Genomic DNA, 16,887 nt, shown 5'->3' with positions numbered 1-16,887 from the left:
ACAGGCGTCATTATAATGACGCTATCAGTAAATGCTACGTTATCCGTTGATTATCCTGCTACGCTCGCAAAGAATTTTTGATAATCGGTTGCGGCGAGAACGTTTTCGAGGTTCGCCACCAGCTCGCGCAGCCCTTGTTCGTCCTCGGTTGTGAAGCGACTGAAGACCGTGCTGTCGATATCCAGAACGCCAATAATCTGATTTTTTACCACCAGAGGCAGAACGATTTCAGAATTACTGGCTGCGTCACAGGCAATGTGTCCGTCAAACGCATGGACGTCTTCGACGCGCTGTACCTGATTAGTCGCGACCGCTGTACCACAAACACCGCGTCCTACGGGAATACGCACGCAGGCAATTTTCCCCTGGAATGGGCCAAGCACCAGCGTTTCACCTTCCAGAAGGTAAAAGCCGGCCCAGTTAACGTCTGATAGCCGTTCAAACAGCAATGCGCTAGTATTTGCCAGAGTGGCTAAGAAGCTGGTCTCACCCGCCATCAATGCCTTAAAATCGCGGTTAAGATCCGCGTAGAATTCTGTTTTGTTCATTATTCAATCACTTAGTTGTCTTACAAAATTACCGCATAGCCTATTAAAATAAGCATTAAATGCGCTCATGCTCAAGATGAATCCGTTCATGAGTTAATATAACGTTCAACAATACTTATTTGTGCGCAGCTGATGGCCTTAAAAACAACCAAAATTACGCCGACAAAAAAGATAACTGTCCATACGGTAAGCGAAGCTTTGCCTCGTGCACATTATCAGCGTTGCCCGCAGTGCGATACGCTTTTTATGTTGCCGAAGATGAAATCGCATGAAAGTGCTTTTTGCCCCCGCTGCGACGCTAAAATTCGCGACGGACGCGACTGGTCGCTGACCCGTCTCGCCGCGATGGCCATCACCATGCTGCTTCTTATGCCGTTTGCCTGGGGCGAACCGCTGCTGAAGCTGTACCTGCTTGGTGTGCGTATTGATGCCAACGTACTGCAGGGGATCTGGCAGATGACGCGCCAGGGTGACCCGCTCACCGCCGCCATGGTGCTGTTCTGTACGGTCGGCGCGCCGCTGGTGCTGGTCGCCGCCATTGCCTATCTTTGGTTTGGTAACATTCTGGGGATGAATCTCCGCCCCGTGTTGCTGATGCTGGACAAACTGAAAGAGTGGGTCATGCTGGATATCTACCTGGTGGGCGTCGGCGTGGCGTCCATAAAAGTGCAGGACTATGCATTCTTGCAGCCCGGGGTCGGACTCTTTGCATTTATTTGCCTGGTCTTGCTCAGCATCCTCACACTCATTCATCTGAACGTCGAACAGCTCTGGGAGCGCTTTTACCCTCAGCGCCCGGCCACGCGACCGGATGAAAGTCTCCGGGTCTGTCTGGGGTGTCACTATACTGGCTTGCCCGACCCACGTGGCCGTTGCCCGCGGTGTCATATTCCCCTGAGACTGCGGCGCAACAACAGTCTGCAAAAATGCTGGGCCGCGCTGATTGCCTCGCTGGTCTTTTTGATCCCGGCCAATATGCTGCCGATTTCCATCATTTACGTGAATGGTGGGCGCCAGGAGGATACCATCCTCTCCGGGATCATCTCTCTCGCCCACAGCAACGTGGGGGTGGCGGCAATTGTGTTTATCGCCAGTATTCTGGTGCCGTTTACCAAAGTGGTGGTGATGTTTACCCTGCTCCTGAGTATTCACTTCAAATGTGAGCAAGGTTTACGTACCCGAATTCTGCTTTTGCGATTCGTCACCTGGATTGGCCGCTGGTCGATGTTGGATCTGTTCGTGATTTCGTTGATGATGTCGCTGATCAATCGCGACCAGTTATTAGCTTTTACAATGGGACCCGCAGCTTTTTATTTCGGCTCCGCGGTGATATTGACTATTCTTGCTGTGGAATGGCTGGATAGCCGCTTACTTTGGGATGCACATGAGTCAGGAAACGCCCGCTTCGCCGACTGAAGCGAGAATTAAAACAAAACGCCGCATTTCTCCATTCTGGTTGCTGCCTGTCATCGCCCTGATGATTGCAGGCTGGCTTATCTGGACGAGCTATGAAGATCGCGGAAGCACCATCACCATTGACTTCCAGTCTGCCGACGGCATTGTGGCCGGGCGAACCCCTGTCCGCTTCCAGGGGGTTGAGGTGGGTACCGTTCAGGACATCAGCCTTGGAAAAGGGCTGAATAAAATTCAGGTCCGCGCCAGCATTAAGTCCGATATGCAGGATGCGCTGCGCAGCGAAACGCAGTTCTGGCTGGTAACGCCTAAGGCCTCTCTGGCGGGTGTTTCAGGGCTGGATGCACTGGTTGGCGGTAACTACATCGGCATGATGCCGGGTAAAGGTGAACCGCAGGATCACTTTGTTGCGCTGGATACCCAACCAAAATACCGACTGAATAACGGCGATCTGATGATCCATCTGCAGGCACCGGATTTGGGTTCCCTCAACAGTGGCTCACTGGTTTATTACCGTAAAATTCCGGTAGGTCGCGTTTATGATTACGCCATCAACCCGAATAAACAGGGCGTGACGATTGATGTGTTAATCGATCGCCGCTTCACTAACCTGGTGAAAAAAGGCAGCCGTTTCTGGAACGTCTCCGGCGTGGATGCTGACCTCAGCCTGAGCGGTGCCAAAGTGAAGCTCGAGAGCCTGGCCGCACTGGTCAACGGCGCCGTTGCCTTCGACTCTCCGGAAAACTCCAGCCCGGCCACGGCAGATGATACCTTCGGATTGTATGCTGACCTGGCGCACAGCCAGCGCGGCGTGATCGTCAAACTCGCCCTGCCCGATGCTAAAGGGCTGAAAGCGGGTTCCACACCGCTTATGTATCAGGGATTGCAGGTTGGGCAGCTCACCAAAATGACGCTCAATCCAGGCGGTTCCGTGACCGGTGAGATGACCGTCGACCCGAGCGTGGTTGATCTCCTGCGTGAAAAAACGCGCATCGAGATGCGCAGCCCAAAACTGTCTCTGAACGATACCAGCCTGAGCAATCTTCTGACCGGCAATACGTTTGAACTGATCCCCGGTGAAGGTCAACCCAGCAACAGTTTCGTTGTTGCGCCGGCAGATAAAGCGCTACTTCAAAAACCGGGCGTCGTAACGGTAAAACTGACCGCGCCTGAAAGTTACGGTATCGAAGCCGGCCAGCCGCTGATTCTGCATGGTGTCCAGGTGGGCCAGGTACTGGAGCGTACGCTCTCTGAAAACGGCGTGAGCTTCTCGGTGGCTATCGATCCGCAATACAGCGACCTTGTCCATGGCGACAGTAAATTTGTGGTGAACAGCCGCGTCGACGTGAAGGTTGGCCTCGACGGCGTTGAGTTCCTCGGTGCCAGCGCCAGCGAATGGGTTAACGGCGGGATCCGCATTTTACCGGGCAATAAAGGCCCGGTGCGCGACAGTTATCCGCTGTATGCCAACCTGGACAAAGCGATTGAAAACAGCATGAGCGATCTCCCAACCACGACACTGACGCTAAGCGCCGAGACGCTTCCTGATGTCCAGGCTGGCTCCGTCGTGCTGTACCGGAAGTTTGAGGTCGGGGAAGTGATTGCCGTACGCCCTCATGCGGACGCGTTTGATATCGAACTGCATATCAAACCGGAGTATCGCAAGTTGCTCACCCCGAATAGCGTGTTCTGGGCCGAAGGTGGTGCGAAAGTGCAGCTTAACGGTAACGGGTTGACCGTGCAGACCTCCCCGCTTTCACGTGCGCTGCGCGGAGCGATCAGCTTCGATAACCTCAGCGGTGCGGGTGCAAACCTGCGCAAAGGCGATAAGCGTATTCTCTTCCCGTCTGAAACCGCTGCCCGTGCCGTTGGCGGACAGATTACCCTGCATGCTTTTGATGCAGGGAAGCTGGCGGAAGGGATGCCCATCCGTTATCTGGGTATTGATATCGGACAGATCCAGAAGCTGACGCTTATCACCGCCCGTAACGAGGTGCAGGCCACCGCCGTGCTCTACCCGGAATATGTTCAAACCTTCGCCCGCTCAGGCTCCCGCTTCTCGGTGGTGACGCCACAGATTTCGGCCGCTGGCGTTGAGCACCTCGACACTATCCTGCAGCCTTATATCAACGTCGAACCCGGTAAAGGGAATGCTCGCCGTGACTTTGAACTGCAGGAAGCCACGATCACTGACTCTCGCTATCTGGATGGCCTGAGCATTGTGGTGGAAGTGCCGGAAGCAGGCTCGCTGAACATCGGCACACCGGTGCTGTTCCGCGGGATTGAGGTGGGTACAGTGACGGGCCTGACGCTCGGTACGCTCTCTGACCGCGTGATGGTGGCATTACGCATCAGCGATCGTTACCAGCACCTGGTGCGTAATAACTCGGTGTTCTGGCTGGCCTCCGGCTATTCACTGGACTTCGGTCTGACGGGCGGGGTGGTGAAAACCGGCACCTTCAACCAGTTCATTCGTGGCGGTATTGCTTTCGCTACACCACCGGGGACGCCGCTGGCGCCGAAAGCGCAACCGGGCAAACACTTCCTGCTGCTCGAAAGCGAGCCGAAAGAGTGGCGTGAATGGGGCACTGCCCTGCCGCGTTAATCTCAGGGCTCCGGTGTCAACGCACCGGAGCCTTTATGTTACACTGCGCCCCTGAACTTTTCCCTGTGGTGTGCACGTGGCTCAAAACTCCGTATTTCTTCCTGAACAATTCCTGGCGCAGATGCGCGAGGCGCTTCCTTCTCACCTCTCGTTAGACGATTTTATCGCCGCCTGTCAGCGGCCGTTGCGCCGGAGTATTCGCGTCAACACGCTGAAAATAAGCGTCGCCGATTTTCTGGCGCTGGTCTCGCCGTATAACTGGCAACTGACGCCAGTACCATGGTGTGCAGAAGGTTTTTGGATTGAACGGGATGACGAAGCGTCGTTGCCATTGGGCAGTACCGCAGAACATCTGAGTGGTCTGTTTTATATCCAGGAAGCCAGCTCGATGCTGCCGGTTGCCGCCCTGTTTGCGGATGATAATACGCCAGAACGCGTCATGGATGTCGCTGCCGCGCCGGGCTCCAAAACCACGCAAATTGCCGCCAGGATGGGAAATCGCGGGGCCATTCTCGCCAACGAGTTTTCAGCCAGTCGCGTAAAAGTTCTGCACGCTAACATCAGCCGCTGCGGGATCCATAACGTTGCCCTGACGCACTTCGATGGCCGCGTATTTGGCGCAGCCCTGCCAGAAGCGTTTGATGCCATCCTGCTGGACGCGCCCTGCTCCGGCGAAGGGGTGGTGCGTAAAGATCCTGATGCGTTAAAAAACTGGTCTGTGGAGAGTAACCTTGAGATTGCCGCCACCCAGCGCGAACTGATCGACAGCGCCTTCCATGCCCTGCGTCCCGGTGGCACATTGGTTTATTCGACCTGCACCTTAAACCGTGACGAGAACGAGGACGTCTGTCTGTGGCTCAAGGCGCAATACCCTGATGCCGTCGAGTTCCTGCCGTTAAACGGCTTGTTCGCTTCAGCCAATGAAGCCGTCACGCCTGAAGGATTTCTGCACGTTTTCCCCCAGATTTATGACTGCGAAGGTTTTTTTGTCGCACGGTTGCGTAAAACGCAGGCGGTTGAGCCACTGCCAGCCCCGACGTTTAAGGTCGGCAATTTCCCCTTCGCCCCCATGAAAAGGCGTGAGGCGGAGCAAGTCACTACCGCCGCCGCTAAGGTCGGGCTGGCCTGGGATGAAACATGCCATCTTTGGATTCGCGATAAAGAGATTTGGCTTTTCCCGGCAAATATTGAGCCGCTTATCGGCAAGGTACGTTTTTCCCGCATCGGGATCCGCCTGGCGGAAGTGCACAATAAAGGCTATCGCTGGCAGCATGAGGCTGTTATCGCCCTCGCCGGCAGCGAGAATACGTTCGCCCTGACGCACCAGGAAGCCGAAGAGTGGTACCGGGGCCGTGATGTATATCCGGACAACACGCCATCGCATGATGAAGTGGTAGTGACCTATCAGGGTTATCCGTTAGGGCTGGCGAAAAAGGTAGGCTCACGTCTGAAAAACAGCTATCCGCGAGAGCTGGTTCGTGATGGGCGATTGTTTACCGGTAACGATCGCACCGGCTGAAAAAAGCGCATTTTTTTACTGGCGATTTTGCTCTCCTTGTCTACGATCAAAAATGGATGCCCATACTGGTCATACCAGATTTTGATAACACACCCGGAGAGCAATATGACGAAAACCAGCGTGCGTATTGGCGCTTTCGAAATCGACGACGCAGAATTGCGCGGCGAAGCACAGGGCGAACGAACGTTAAGTATTCCCTGCAAATCCGATCCGGATTTGTGCATGCAACTGGATGCCTGGGACGCCGATACCAGCGTACCGGCAATACTTGATGGAGAACACTCAGTCCTTTACCGTGAGCATTACGATAGTCAATCCGATGCCTGGGTCATGCGTCTTGCCTGACCTAAAGAGAACCCGCCCGAAGGCGGGTTATTTATTACTGAAGCTGCGCCAGCGTAAAGTAACCATCGAAAACGGCGCCGGTATCAATATAGTGCAGGTTATTAAAATCATACCGCCGGTCAAGTGGCGTATGTCCGAACCAGAAATGGTCCGCACCGCCGATCCCCTGCCCTTTCCCGACCATAAACCCCATCAGCCGGTCGCGATCCCATAGTACGTGCTGGGCGCTTACGGGTTTTTGCCAGCGGTATTCCGCTGCGGGATAGTCAGCGTGAGCAATCACATTCAAACCGTTTGCACAGGTTATCTCAATAATGTGCGGCAGTTCCCGACACGCATTAAGTAACGTCAGCGCCAGCTGCTGCTGTGTGTGCTCAAGGCGGGTAAACCAAATTCCGCCATTCATTGTCCAGAGTGCAAAATCATTATTATCAAGGCTGTCGATAGCCATTTGTTCATGGTTGCCCCGTACTGCACGAAACCATTTTTCATTCATGAGCTGTAAACATTTAATACTGTCAGGGCCACGGTCAATTACATCCCCTACGGAAATAAGCAAATCCTCATAAGGATTAAAATGCCGGCGTTTCAGTTCATCCATGAGCCACTGAAAACAACCATGTATGTCGCTGACAACCCAGACGTGCCGCCACTTCCCACCATCGATTCGCTGATACATAAAACCTCCTTGCTTAAGTATAGACGCAGCAGAAATTGCAGCTGACACGCGCAGCATTCACAAAGCCAAACGAACGGTAAACCAAATGGAAATAAAGATCCGCGCGCTATTAATCCCTTTTTGCTGACTCTTTAGAATAAGGCATGAATTAAACGAGAGGTCTTAACGTGTCTAATATGCACCTGCACAACGATGTGTTCTATCCGCATCGCACAAATATCATTTCCGAGCTGGTGAAAGGAAAACGCGTTCCGGGTCCAATCTGGCAGAAGCGCGAGTATCGTCTGAAGTTCCTGCTGCGCTCGCTCCTGTTCTGGTCTTCCACCCATCGCGTGCTGGAAACGCTCTCAGGACGTGATGATTTTGACCGTCTGCTGGCCTCTCAAATTACCTTACCGAGTAAAACCCATCGGCAGTATCTGATGCGTGGCCTGACGGCCGGCGATCGGGCTGACGCTATCATCAGCCATTATCACTGGGTCGATAGCCTGAAAAATATCACCCTCGCCAACGCGCTGACCAGCCCGCAAGAGCAGACGATAGTGCAATTTCAGGCAAAAAACGACGCGACGTATACCGTGAGTGCCTCCTCTGCCGGCAAAGCCGAGCGGGAAGGTGAAAGCACGCTGTGGCTGCGCGACAGCGAGAATACCGTGCTCGCAAGCCTGACGTTTAGCGTCGCCCGCAGCAACGGGCAGCGAGTGCTGGTGATTGGTGGGCTTCAGGGGCCACGTCGCAACGTCTCGCATGACGCCATTAAACTGGCGACCCGCGCCTGCCATGGCCTGTTTCCAAAACGCGTGCTGATGGAAGTTGTTTTCCAGCTGGCCGCACATTCATCCGTCCGGGCGATTTTTGCTGTCGGTGATGAGGGGCACGTTTTCCGCGCACTGCGTTACCGCCTGAGCAAAGGCCGTCATTTCCATGCCAGCTATGACGAATTCTGGGCGAGTCTGGACGGTAAGAAAATCTCCCCCTTCTGCTGGCAACTGCCGTTACAGATGGAGCGTAAATCCCTGGAAGATATCGCCAGTAAAAAACGGGCGGAATATCGCCGTCGCTTTGAACTGCTTGACTGCATTGAGGCTGAGGTAAAATCACGCTTTTAAGCGCGCTGAGAGCTTTCTTCAACTCTGCACAAAAATTTAACAAAACCGGCAAAAAGGGCTGGACTTACGCCTGCCGTTTTGTGATATGGTTGAAGGCGGATCACTGAACGTGTCCCTTCTGAAAGAGCCAGTGAAAGGAATAAATCGTTTGCTTTCAATCAGATAAAAAGAGACCGAATACGATTCCTGTATTCGGTCCAGGGAAATGGCTCTTGGGAGAGAGCCGTGCGCTAAAAGTTGGCATTAATGCAGGCTAAGTCGCCTTGCCTTTTAAGAATAGATGACGACGCCAGGTTTTCCAGTCCTCAGTTAAAGCGGCCGGAAAAAAAGCGTATGAGCATCATTAAAAGTGAAAAACCGCAGTGCTTTCGCAAGCATCTGCGGTTTTTTATTGGAAACCCGAAGATTAACAAAGCGTGTCTGCACGCTCGATAAACGGTGCCAGGCTCATCTTCTGCCCTGGATGCGCGGGATCATCAATCTGAATAACGCTGATTGGCTGTCCACTGCTTTTGCCGCTGGCGACCTGCTGCTCTGCGACATCATTTAAAGGGTATTGCACCAGCGTGCTTGGGTTAATCGCATACAAGGCGTGCCCCGGACGGCAGGTCAGCATCACCTCTTCACGATTAAACGCCCATTTGTCCTTACCCACTTCAAAACGGCTGACGGTAATGACCTGTGGTGCGGCCAGGGCACTCCCCGTGCAGGCCAGCAAGATGAGAGAAAGTAGTGTCTTTTTCATAGGATAGTTAACCTTGTCAGAAGGGTTCCCAGGTTGCGAACAGACTGACTGTAGCCAGCACCAGCGCACCCAGCACCACTTCTGCTTGTGTCATTCTGATAAATATTTGTTGTTCTCGCCCGCTTTGCGCACGAAACCGTGGCACCAGAAAATACCGATTTGCCAGCGCAATTACCACCATCAAAGCCACCAGCGCACATTTGAACAACAAAAATTGCACGTAACGGGCCAGCCAGGGAATATCGATACCCAGAATAAACAACGCATTGAAAACGCCGGTAAGCACCACGCCTGCTACGGCGTAATGCCCCACGCGTGAGAAGCGCATCATGGTGTAGATTGCGGCAGGCTGCCACTGCCCTTTCGCCAGACGCATGCAAAACAGCAGCGGCAGTAATCCGCCAAGCCAGGTTGCAGCACATAACACATGAAGAGCGTGATTAAGACGTTGTAATGCGCCCACCGCGCCTTCGTTCATTGTCGCATGCCCTACTCCCGCCAGCAGGATGAACTGTCCCATGGCGAGCAGTAACAGCCGTGAGCCTTTATGCGGTGCCAGCCATGCTGTACCGGCAGTAAGGACCGCGAGAATAATTTGCCACAGCCAGACGCTTCCAAACTGCGTCCCCAGCACGCTACGCCAGATGTCGGGGTTGACGACATCGCCCCAGCCATTCCCCATTAACCCACCCTGAAGCGTAAACATCAGGAGCGCTGTCACCAGGCTGATTAACGCCGCCATTCTCTGCTGCGACTGAAAACGCCGGGACATGAGCCGCTGCAGAGAGGAAGGAGCAAACCAGACGCTATACAGCGCATTGCCAAAAATAAGCATTAACGCGCCGAAATGGAGAAAGCGCAGCCCTACGTAGCACATCGCCAGCATGCTATTTCACGCTAAAGTGATAACTGCCTTTTGTCTTGTGGCCGTCTACCGACACCACATGCCAGTCAACCTGGTAGGTTCCGGGCGTCAACTCGCGATCCAGCGACACATTCAGCTGCGTCTTGTCTTTCTCGTCGCGTTTAACGGCACCGGTCCTGATGGTCTGCTTTTGTGCATCCGTCACCACCACACCGCTAAAACCGGGCTCAATACCTTCTGAAAACGTCAGCGTCAGCGTGCGCGGTGCCGTCACGAGGCTATCTGCTGCCGGAGTCTGTTGTTTAAGGTGAGCGTGCGCCAGCACGGAGGGTGACATCACGCAAGAGGCCAAAAAGACCAGTGCGCCTGCCGCGCGGGAAGAGGATAAACCCATCGCAATCATTCCTTTTTGTTATGCCTGTATGGCAAAGAATAACTCTGTATAATAAGCGAGTCGAGGATCATCCCACCTCTGCTTGTCATCGTCGAGCAATCGCGGTAACGTTGCCGCCGTCTAAAAAGGAGAAGGTAATGAAGATCAATCTGGCCGCCCTTCCTCAGGACGAGATGGATAAAGTGAATGTCGATCTCGCTGCCGCTGGCGTCGCATTTAAAGAGCGTTACAACATGCCCATCGTGGCTGAAGTGGTTGAACGTGAGCAACCTGCTCATCTGCGCGACTGGTTTCGCGAACGCTTAATTGCGCATCGTCTCGCCTCAGTTAACCTCTCTCGTTTACCGTACGAACCTAAAGTTAAATAAGCTTAACGAGTCGTTACACTTCCTTACGCGGAATATGGCAGGATAAGAAAACCCTTATTAAATTAGGTGTATTCTTAAATCACTGCGACTCTGTGTAAAGGAAGTCACGATGTCACAATGGAATATTGCTGCGGCCCAGTATGCCGGGCTGCACCACAGTGTAGATGAACATGTCGCGCACCATCTCCGTTTCATTGCCGAAGCGGCACGACAGCAGTGCGATTTGCTGGTATTCCCGGAGCTCTCATTAACTGGCCCAGGGACAACGACGCTCCCCGCCCCTCCCGATGATAAACAGCTGGCCCCGTTGCTAAACGCCGCGAAATTATACCGGATTACTATTATTGCCGGGCTTCCGCTCGACGTGAATGGCCATCGTCAGAAAGGCCTTGCCCTGTTTACCCCTTCTCGCCATAACATCCTGCGCTACCCTCAGGGTCGCGGTGCAAGCCTGATCCCGGGTGATAAACAGCTGACGATCATCGATGCACATGCTGATTCGCCAAATCTCGACCCGCAGGCGACGCTGTTTACCAGCTGCCAGTCAGTGGGAGATAGCCGCTGGCGGCAGTCCATCAGTACTCTGCAGCGATTCGCACACAAATATGCCATTGCGGTGTTAATGGCGAACGCACGCGGCGGCAGCGCGTTATGGGATGAAAAAGGTCAGTTGATCGTCCGCGCGGACAAAGGTGAACTGCTATTGACCGGATCTCTTGGCAGACAGGGTTGGCAAGGCGATATCATTCCTTTAGGCTAGGCGTTTTAGGCTCAGGAGAGTTCAATGCTGCGCGTCATCGATACCGAAACCTGCGATCTTCAGGGCGGAATAGTGGAAGTGGCTTCTGTCGACGTGATTGATGGAAAAATAGTCAACCCAATGAGCCATCTGGTACGTCCCGATCGCCCGATCAGCCCGCAGGCAATGGCTATTCATCGCATTACAGAATCGATGGTGGCGGACAAACCGTGGATAGAAGAGGTGATACCCCACTATTACGGTAGCCCGTGGTACGTCGCGCACAACGCCAGTTTTGACCGCCGGGTGCTCCCCGACATGCCCGGAGAATGGATTTGCACGATGAAATTGGCGCGTCGTCTCTGGCCTGGGATTAAGTACAGCAATATGGCGTTGTACAAATCCCGTAAGCTGAGCGTCAGAACGCCGGAGGGTCTGCACCACCACCGCGCCTTGTATGACTGCTACATCACCGCCGCGTTACTCATTGATATTATGAATAACTCCGGCTGGACTCCTGATGATATGGCGACCATTACCGGGCGTCCGGCGTTGCTGACTACCTTCACCTTTGGCAAATACCGCGGTCGGGCGGTTTCCGATATTGCGGATAAAGATCCGGGCTATCTGCGCTGGCTCTATAACAACCTCGATAAGATGAGCCCGGAACTGCGTTTAACGCTTAAGCACTATCTTGGCGAAGCTTAACGCTCCGCACGGCCTGGCAGCGTCTCCTGCGCCAGGCCAATCAAAAACGCATACTCCAGTGCCACGCCTTCGTAAGATTTAAATCGTCCCGATTTCCCGCCGTGACCGGAGTCCATATCCGTGCACAGCAGCAGCAGGTTGTCGTCGGTTTTCAGTTCCCGCAGTTTCGCCACCCATTTTGCAGGCTCCCAGTATTGCACCTGTGAATCGTGCAATCCGGTGGTCACCAGCATGTGCGGATACGCTTTCGCTTCCACATTGTCGTACGGGCTGTACTCTTTCATGTAGCGATAGTAGATCTCATCCTGCGGGTTGCCCCACTCTTCAAACTCTCCGGTCGTCAGCGGGATGGATTCATCCAGCATGGTCGTTACCACATCGACAAACGGCACCTGCGCAATAATCCCTTTAAAGCGTTCGGGACGCTGATTGATGACGGCCCCCATCAATAATCCTCCCGCGCTGCCGCCCATACCAAAGCAAAGCCCAGGATCGCCATAGCCCTGCTCAATCAACGCATCGCAGACGTCGAGATAATCATTGAAAGTATTTTTCTTTTTCAGGAATTTCCCGTCTTCATACCAGTGCTGTCCCAACTCCCCGCCGCCGCGAACATGCGCAATGGCGAACACAAAACCGCGATCCAGCAGACTTAACCGGCTGCTGCTGAAATCAGCGTCCATGCTTGAGCCGTAGGAGCCGTAGCCGTAAACCAGAATCGGATTCTTACCTTTCTGGAAATGCGCCCGATGATAAACAAGCGAGACCGGCACCTCGACGCCATCACGGGCGGTAACCCACAGGTGTTCGCTTCGGTAGTTGTCGGAATCGAACCCTTTCACTTCGGACTGTTTAAGCACCTGACGTTGCCCGGTGTCCATATCCAGCTCAAAGAGCGTATCGGGCGTGGTCATAGACGAGTAGCCGTAGCGCAGACGCGACGATTCCGGCTCAGGATTAAACCCTATCCACGTAACATAGGCCGGGTCGTCAAACGCAATCCCGATCACTTCCCGCGTTTTGCGGTTAATTTGCCGCAGGCTGGTCAGCCCCCGCTGGCGCTCCTCAACCACCAGCCAGTCGGTGAACAGCGTAAACCCTTCGAGCATCACCTGCTCCCGGGCGGGGATTAACACTTCCCACTTGCGTTCATCGCGTACTTTGGTTTTGTAGAGGCCAAAGTTTTTACCCTCCCGATTAGAGCGCAGGTAAAAGCTGTGCTGGAAGTGATCGAGGCTGTATTCATGATCTTTACGCCGCGGCAGGAAGCACAGCGGCTGCGCATCAGGTAGCTCGGCGTCCAGAAGCAGAACTTCAGAGGTGGTGGCGCTGGCCAGGAAGATAATCACATAGTGGCGGGACGAGGTTTTGTGCAGGCTGACATAAAACGTTTCGTCTTTCTCTTCGTAAACCAGTTCGTCGTCAGCAGAATCCGTCCCAACGGTATGACGCCACACCTGGTAAGGCAGCAACGTGGAGGCATGCTTTTTGACGTAGTAGACCGTTTCGGAATCATTCGCCCAGACAAAGTCAGGCGAAACGTTATCCAGCATTTCCGGATACCAGTTACCGGTTTCCAGGTTGCGAAAACGCAAACCGTACTGACGACGGGAGAGGTAATCCTCCGCCAGCGCCATAATGGTGTTATCGGGGGAGATGGACATGCCGCCGAGGGTATAAAACTCGCTGTGGGCGGCGCGCTGGTTGGCATCCAGCAGGATGTCCCACTCATCCCATTCGGCGCATAACACCGACTGTCGCTGGTAGATAGGGTACTCGTTGCCAGGTTCGTAGATATGGCGATATCGATAGCCATTTTTGGTCCAGGGCGCGGAAATATCGCGCTGGGGGATACGCTGCACCATTTCATTTAACAGCTGGTCCTGCAACGCCTGCTGGCTGGACATGACCTTGCGGCCATAGTCGTTTTCCTCGTGCAGATAGTCGAGCACTTCTGGCCGGGAACGGGAGTCGTCCCGCAGCCAGTAATAGTTGTCTATACGCGTATCGCCATGCGTGGTGATCGCATAAGGAGTACGTCGGGCTTTCGGTGGCATGTCATCATTCTTTTGAGTTTTACACCCTATAAGGTTGGCAAAACCCACGCATGATGCAAGCGAAACATGGCTGCGACGGCGGCAGTTAGCCCTGTAACGCCCGTTTTTGCTCCTGAATATCCTTCTCGATCCCGTCCCGGACATCTTGTGGGATCTTCAGGGCATCACCCAGCGCATTGAGATAGCTGCGCTCCATAAAGTGATCGATATCGATGGCGGCACAGCTCAGAAAATAGAGTTCAAGCGCCTCTTCCTCATTTTTCACGCTTTGCGCCAGACGCTGCGGTTCGAGTGGCTGTTCGATGGCCTGCGCCACCAGCGCTCTGCCCCTTTCTTCGACACCGGCCTCACGCAGTTGCTGCTCAATCGCCGATCGTTCCTGGTCATCAATGTGCCCGTCGCTTTTCGCCGCGAACACCAGCGCCAGGATGAGCCGTTCGGTACGCAGATCCAGCGGCGAGGTCTGCTCACCAAAGTGGGGTTCGTCGCTGTGCGCGGTCCGCACTCTGTCCTTGTATTTGTTCCACAGTACGGTACCCGCAATAGCGCCGCCGCCCGCCAGCAGCGCGCCGGTACCATACTTTGCCAGTAACTTACGCGAGGATTTATTGGCAACCAGCAGTCCAGCCAGCCCGCCAAGCGCCCCCGGCACCAGGAGTTTGCTCAGCCCCTGCTCGCCGGATGACGACGTTTTCTGCCCCAACATGGATTGCAATTGATTTAGCCAGCCTGACATGGTTTCCCTCACTTAACGGTGAATATGTCTCCCAGCGTAAGCGAGCAGGCGTCAGGAAATGTCTGCCACGGCTAAAGAAGCGCAAATTTCTTAACCGCTCTTGGGCCCTGAACAAGACAGACGCAAACGTTTACGTTTATAATGCGCGCAACTTTTTCAGGGGGATTGTTATGACTCGTTTAGGAACCGCGCTGCGACCTGCGGCGACGCGTGTGATGCTGTTAGGATCGGGCGAACTGGGTAAAGAGGTCGCCATTGAGTGCCAGCGTTTGGGCGTGGAAGTCATTGCAGTGGATCGTTACGCTGACGCACCTGCCATGCATGTCGCCCACCGTTCTTATGTGATCAATATGCTGGATGGCGATGCCCTGCGTACGCTGATTACGCAGGAGAAACCGGATTTCGTGGTACCCGAAATTGAAGCCATTGCCACCGATACGCTGATCGCCCTTGAGCAGGAAGGCCAGCGCGTGGTGCCCTGCGCAAAAGCGGCCAAACTCACCATGAACCGCGAAGGCATTCGTCGTCTGGCGGCTGAAGAGCTGGCCTTACCTACCTCAGGCTACCGTTTTGCCGGCGATAAAGCCGCTTTCCTGCAGGCTGTCGACGAAATTGGCTACCCGTGCATCATTAAGCCCGTCATGAGTTCCTCCGGTAAAGGACAGAGCTTTATCCGCGACAGCAGCACTCTGGATAAGGCGTGGGAGTATGCCCAGCAGGGAGGACGTGCCGGTGCCGGTCGCGTGATTATCGAAGGCGTCGTAAAGTTTGATTTCGAAATCACGCTGCTGACGGTCAGCGCCGTTGATGGCGTCCATTTCTGCGATCCGATTGGCCACCGTCAGGAAGATGGCGACTATCGTGAGTCCTGGCAGCCGCAGCAGATGAGCGACCTGGCGCTGGCACGTGCGCAGGAAATTGCCCGTAAAGTGGTTCTGGCGCTGGGCGGTTACGGATTGTTTGGCGTGGAACTGTTTGTCTGCGGCGACGAGGTAATTTTCAGTGAAGTCTCCCCTCGCCCGCACGATACCGGGATGGTCACGCTGATTTCACAGGACCTTTCTGAATTCGCCCTGCATGTGCGCGCCTTCCTCGGCCTGCCCGTTGGCGGCATTCGTCAGTACGGCCCGGCGGCTTCGGCGGTGATCCTGCCGCAATTAACCAGCCAGAACGTCACCTTTGATAACGTCGAAGGGGCTATGGGTGCAGGCTTGCAGGTTCGTCTGTTCGGGAAACCGGAGATTGACGGCACGCGCCGCCTTGGCGTGGCGCTAGCGACCGGTGAAAACGTGGATGAGGCTGTGGCAAGAGCCAAAACAGCCGCCGCGAACGTGAAGGTTGCAGGATAAAAAAAACGGGCCAGCAGGCCCGTTTTTCATACTGTCTTCGCTTACTGCTTCGCGCCTTCAACCGCTTCGCGAGCCAGTTTAGTGATGCGATCCCAGTCGCCTGCTTCCAGCGCATCCGCAGGAACCAGCCATGAACCACCGATGCACAGGACACTTTTCAGCGCCAGGTAGTCACGGTAGTTTGCCGGAGAGATACCACCCGTCGGGCAGAAGCGAACCTGAGAGAATGGACCCGCAATAGCCTGCAGCGCTTTGGTGCCGCCGTTAGCTTCAGCCGGGAAGAATTTGAACTCTTTCAGGCCGTAATCCATACCCATCATCAGTTCAGATACGGTGCTGATACCCGGGATCAGAGGGATCGTGCCTTCGGTTGCAGCTTTCAGCAGCGGCTCGGTCAGGCCAGGGCTGATAGCGAACTGCGCGCCCGCTTCGGTCACGTCAGCCAGCTGCTGTGCGTTCAGTACGGTACCCGCACCGATGATCGCGTCCGGCACTTCTTTGGCGATAGCGCGAATAGCGTCCATCGCGCAGGCGGTACGCAGAGTCACTTCCAGAACACGAACACCACCCGCGACCAGGGCTTTCGCCATCGGGACAGCATGTTCCAGCTTGTTCACCACGATTACCGGCACGACAGGGCCAGTGGTCAGGATTGCTTCTGCACTTGTTTTCCAGTTTTTCATCAGAGTTTTCTCTCGCCAGATCGAT

General features: G+C 54.5%; 17 protein-coding genes. 9 read left to right on the top strand and 8 right to left on the bottom strand.

The features are described 5' to 3' along the window. Nucleotides 1-50 precede the first annotated feature (50 nt). A complete protein-coding gene (locus AB6731_RS02760) occupies nucleotides 51-548 on the bottom strand; it encodes a GAF domain-containing protein (protein ID WP_014170613.1) in 498 nt (165 codons plus the stop codon). Nucleotides 549-680: 132 nt separating this feature from the next. Here AB6731_RS02760 and yebS point away from each other — a divergent pair, with 132 nt between their 5' ends. The 4 genes from yebS (at nucleotide 681) to AB6731_RS02740 (ending at nucleotide 6,430) form a co-directional block, all read left to right on the top strand. Continuing rightward, a complete protein-coding gene (gene yebS, locus AB6731_RS02755) occupies nucleotides 681-1,964 on the top strand; it encodes a membrane integrity lipid transport subunit YebS (RefSeq protein WP_020883415.1) in 1,284 nt (427 codons plus the stop codon). Further along, nucleotides 1,933-4,566, top strand: a complete 2,634-nt coding sequence (locus tag AB6731_RS02750) for an MlaD family protein (protein WP_371005862.1) — start codon at nucleotides 1,933-1,935, stop codon at nucleotides 4,564-4,566. The genes yebS and AB6731_RS02750 overlap by 32 nt, the downstream gene beginning before the upstream one ends. A 76-nt stretch (nucleotides 4,567-4,642) precedes the next feature. Then, nucleotides 4,643-6,085, top strand: a complete 1,443-nt coding sequence (gene rsmF / locus AB6731_RS02745) for a 16S rRNA (cytosine(1407)-C(5))-methyltransferase RsmF (RefSeq protein WP_371005861.1) — start codon at nucleotides 4,643-4,645, stop codon at nucleotides 6,083-6,085. 105 nt (nucleotides 6,086-6,190) lie between these two features. Continuing rightward, nucleotides 6,191-6,430 (top strand): YebV family protein, encoded by a 240-nt coding sequence (locus AB6731_RS02740; protein WP_020883412.1) that lies wholly within the window; start codon nucleotides 6,191-6,193, stop codon nucleotides 6,428-6,430. A 34-nt stretch (nucleotides 6,431-6,464) separates the two neighbouring features. Here AB6731_RS02740 and pphA read toward each other — a convergent pair whose 3' ends face one another. After that, on the bottom strand, nucleotides 6,465-7,109 hold the full coding sequence (gene pphA / locus AB6731_RS02735) for a protein-serine/threonine phosphatase (RefSeq protein WP_252068458.1): 645 nt from the start codon (nucleotides 7,107-7,109) through the stop codon (nucleotides 6,465-6,467). A gap of 167 nt (nucleotides 7,110-7,276) precedes the next feature. Between pphA and AB6731_RS02730 the strand changes: the two genes are divergently transcribed. Next, complete coding sequence (locus AB6731_RS02730; protein ID WP_014170619.1) at nucleotides 7,277-8,218, top strand: VirK/YbjX family protein; 942 nt, start codon at nucleotides 7,277-7,279, stop codon at nucleotides 8,216-8,218. A 406-nt stretch (nucleotides 8,219-8,624) separates the two neighbouring features. On the opposite strand, the gene AB6731_RS02725 is transcribed toward AB6731_RS02730, so the two are convergent. The 3 genes from AB6731_RS02725 to yobA are packed head-to-tail and all read right to left on the bottom strand — an operon-like array spanning nucleotide 8,625 to nucleotide 10,222. Then, entirely contained in the window at nucleotides 8,625-8,963 is a 339-nt protein-coding gene (locus AB6731_RS02725) for a YebY family protein (RefSeq protein WP_014170622.1), read from the bottom strand. Nucleotides 8,964-8,979: 16 nt separating this feature from the next. Next, nucleotides 8,980-9,849 carry a copper homeostasis membrane protein CopD gene (copD, locus tag AB6731_RS02720; protein ID WP_371005860.1) on the bottom strand — a complete coding sequence of 290 codons (870 nt, stop codon included), beginning with the start codon at nucleotides 9,847-9,849 and terminating at the stop codon, nucleotides 8,980-8,982. Nucleotide 9,850: 1 nt separating this feature from the next. Beyond that, nucleotides 9,851-10,222, bottom strand: a complete 372-nt coding sequence (gene yobA, locus AB6731_RS02715) for a CopC domain-containing protein YobA (protein ID WP_113656005.1) — start codon at nucleotides 10,220-10,222, stop codon at nucleotides 9,851-9,853. Nucleotides 10,223-10,359: 137 nt separating this feature from the next. Between yobA and AB6731_RS02710 the strand changes: the two genes are divergently transcribed. From AB6731_RS02710 to exoX, 3 genes are all read left to right on the top strand, one after another. Then, complete coding sequence (locus tag AB6731_RS02710) at nucleotides 10,360-10,590, top strand: DNA polymerase III subunit theta (protein WP_013096102.1); 231 nt, start codon at nucleotides 10,360-10,362, stop codon at nucleotides 10,588-10,590. Nucleotides 10,591-10,699: 109 nt separating this feature from the next. Beyond that, nucleotides 10,700-11,350 (top strand): carbon-nitrogen hydrolase family protein, encoded by a 651-nt coding sequence (locus AB6731_RS02705; protein WP_073396013.1) that lies wholly within the window; start codon nucleotides 10,700-10,702, stop codon nucleotides 11,348-11,350. A 24-nt stretch (nucleotides 11,351-11,374) separates the two neighbouring features. Continuing rightward, a complete protein-coding gene (gene exoX / locus AB6731_RS02700) occupies nucleotides 11,375-12,037 on the top strand; it encodes an exodeoxyribonuclease X (RefSeq protein WP_014170626.1) in 663 nt (220 codons plus the stop codon). Here the strand turns inward: exoX and ptrB are convergent. After that, nucleotides 12,034-14,094, bottom strand: coding sequence for an oligopeptidase B (ptrB, locus tag AB6731_RS02695; RefSeq protein ID WP_032678427.1), 2,061 nt, complete (start codon nucleotides 14,092-14,094; stop codon nucleotides 12,034-12,036). The two genes, exoX and ptrB, sit on opposite strands and share 4 nt — an antisense overlap. 85 nt (nucleotides 14,095-14,179) lie before the next feature. Beyond that, entirely contained in the window at nucleotides 14,180-14,830 is a 651-nt protein-coding gene (locus AB6731_RS02690; RefSeq protein ID WP_020883404.1) for a tellurite resistance TerB family protein, read from the bottom strand. A 170-nt stretch (nucleotides 14,831-15,000) separates the two neighbouring features. On the opposite strand from AB6731_RS02690, the gene purT reads away from it, so the two are divergent. Beyond that, nucleotides 15,001-16,179, top strand: coding sequence for a formate-dependent phosphoribosylglycinamide formyltransferase (gene purT / locus AB6731_RS02685; RefSeq protein WP_032680777.1), 1,179 nt, complete (start codon nucleotides 15,001-15,003; stop codon nucleotides 16,177-16,179). Between the two features lie 41 nt (nucleotides 16,180-16,220). Here purT and kdgA read toward each other — a convergent pair whose 3' ends face one another. Next, nucleotides 16,221-16,862, bottom strand: a complete 642-nt coding sequence (gene kdgA / locus AB6731_RS02680; protein WP_020883402.1) for a bifunctional 4-hydroxy-2-oxoglutarate aldolase/2-dehydro-3-deoxy-phosphogluconate aldolase — start codon at nucleotides 16,860-16,862, stop codon at nucleotides 16,221-16,223. Nucleotides 16,863-16,887: the final 25 nt, after the last annotated feature.

The sequence above is a fragment of the Enterobacter sp. RCC_40 genome, assembly GCF_041360735.1.
GTDB classification, from domain to species: Bacteria; Pseudomonadota; Gammaproteobacteria; order Enterobacterales; family Enterobacteriaceae; genus Enterobacter; species Enterobacter ludwigii.
The sequence above is the reverse complement of the archived record's forward strand: the minus strand, read 5'-3'. Positions and strand labels throughout refer to the sequence as shown.

What these genes read in the sequence shown, in the direction of transcription:
- exoX (WP_014170626.1), top strand. Translation starts at nt 11,375, where the DNA reads ATGCTGCGCGTCATCGATACCGAAACCTGCGATCTTCAGGGCGGAATA.
- yobA (WP_113656005.1), bottom strand. Translation starts at nt 10,222, where the DNA reads ATGGGTTTATCCTCTTCCCGCGCGGCAGGCGCACTGGTCTTTTTGGCC.
- ptrB (WP_032678427.1), bottom strand. Translation starts at nt 14,094, where the DNA reads ATGCCACCGAAAGCCCGACGTACTCCTTATGCGATCACCACGCATGGC.
- yebS (WP_020883415.1), top strand. Translation starts at nt 681, where the DNA reads ATGGCCTTAAAAACAACCAAAATTACGCCGACAAAAAAGATAACTGTC.
- AB6731_RS02690 (WP_020883404.1), bottom strand. Translation starts at nt 14,830, where the DNA reads ATGTCAGGCTGGCTAAATCAATTGCAATCCATGTTGGGGCAGAAAACG.
- kdgA (WP_020883402.1), bottom strand. Translation starts at nt 16,862, where the DNA reads ATGAAAAACTGGAAAACAAGTGCAGAAGCAATCCTGACCACTGGCCCT.
- AB6731_RS02740 (WP_020883412.1), top strand. Translation starts at nt 6,191, where the DNA reads ATGACGAAAACCAGCGTGCGTATTGGCGCTTTCGAAATCGACGACGCA.
- AB6731_RS02750 (WP_371005862.1), top strand. Translation starts at nt 1,933, where the DNA reads ATGAGTCAGGAAACGCCCGCTTCGCCGACTGAAGCGAGAATTAAAACA.
- AB6731_RS02705 (WP_073396013.1), top strand. Translation starts at nt 10,700, where the DNA reads ATGTCACAATGGAATATTGCTGCGGCCCAGTATGCCGGGCTGCACCAC.
- pphA (WP_252068458.1), bottom strand. Translation starts at nt 7,109, where the DNA reads ATGTATCAGCGAATCGATGGTGGGAAGTGGCGGCACGTCTGGGTTGTC.
- AB6731_RS02760 (WP_014170613.1), bottom strand. Translation starts at nt 548, where the DNA reads ATGAACAAAACAGAATTCTACGCGGATCTTAACCGCGATTTTAAGGCA.
- AB6731_RS02710 (WP_013096102.1), top strand. Translation starts at nt 10,360, where the DNA reads ATGAAGATCAATCTGGCCGCCCTTCCTCAGGACGAGATGGATAAAGTG.
- AB6731_RS02725 (WP_014170622.1), bottom strand. Translation starts at nt 8,963, where the DNA reads ATGAAAAAGACACTACTTTCTCTCATCTTGCTGGCCTGCACGGGGAGT.
- copD (WP_371005860.1), bottom strand. Translation starts at nt 9,849, where the DNA reads ATGCTGGCGATGTGCTACGTAGGGCTGCGCTTTCTCCATTTCGGCGCG.
- purT (WP_032680777.1), top strand. Translation starts at nt 15,001, where the DNA reads ATGACTCGTTTAGGAACCGCGCTGCGACCTGCGGCGACGCGTGTGATG.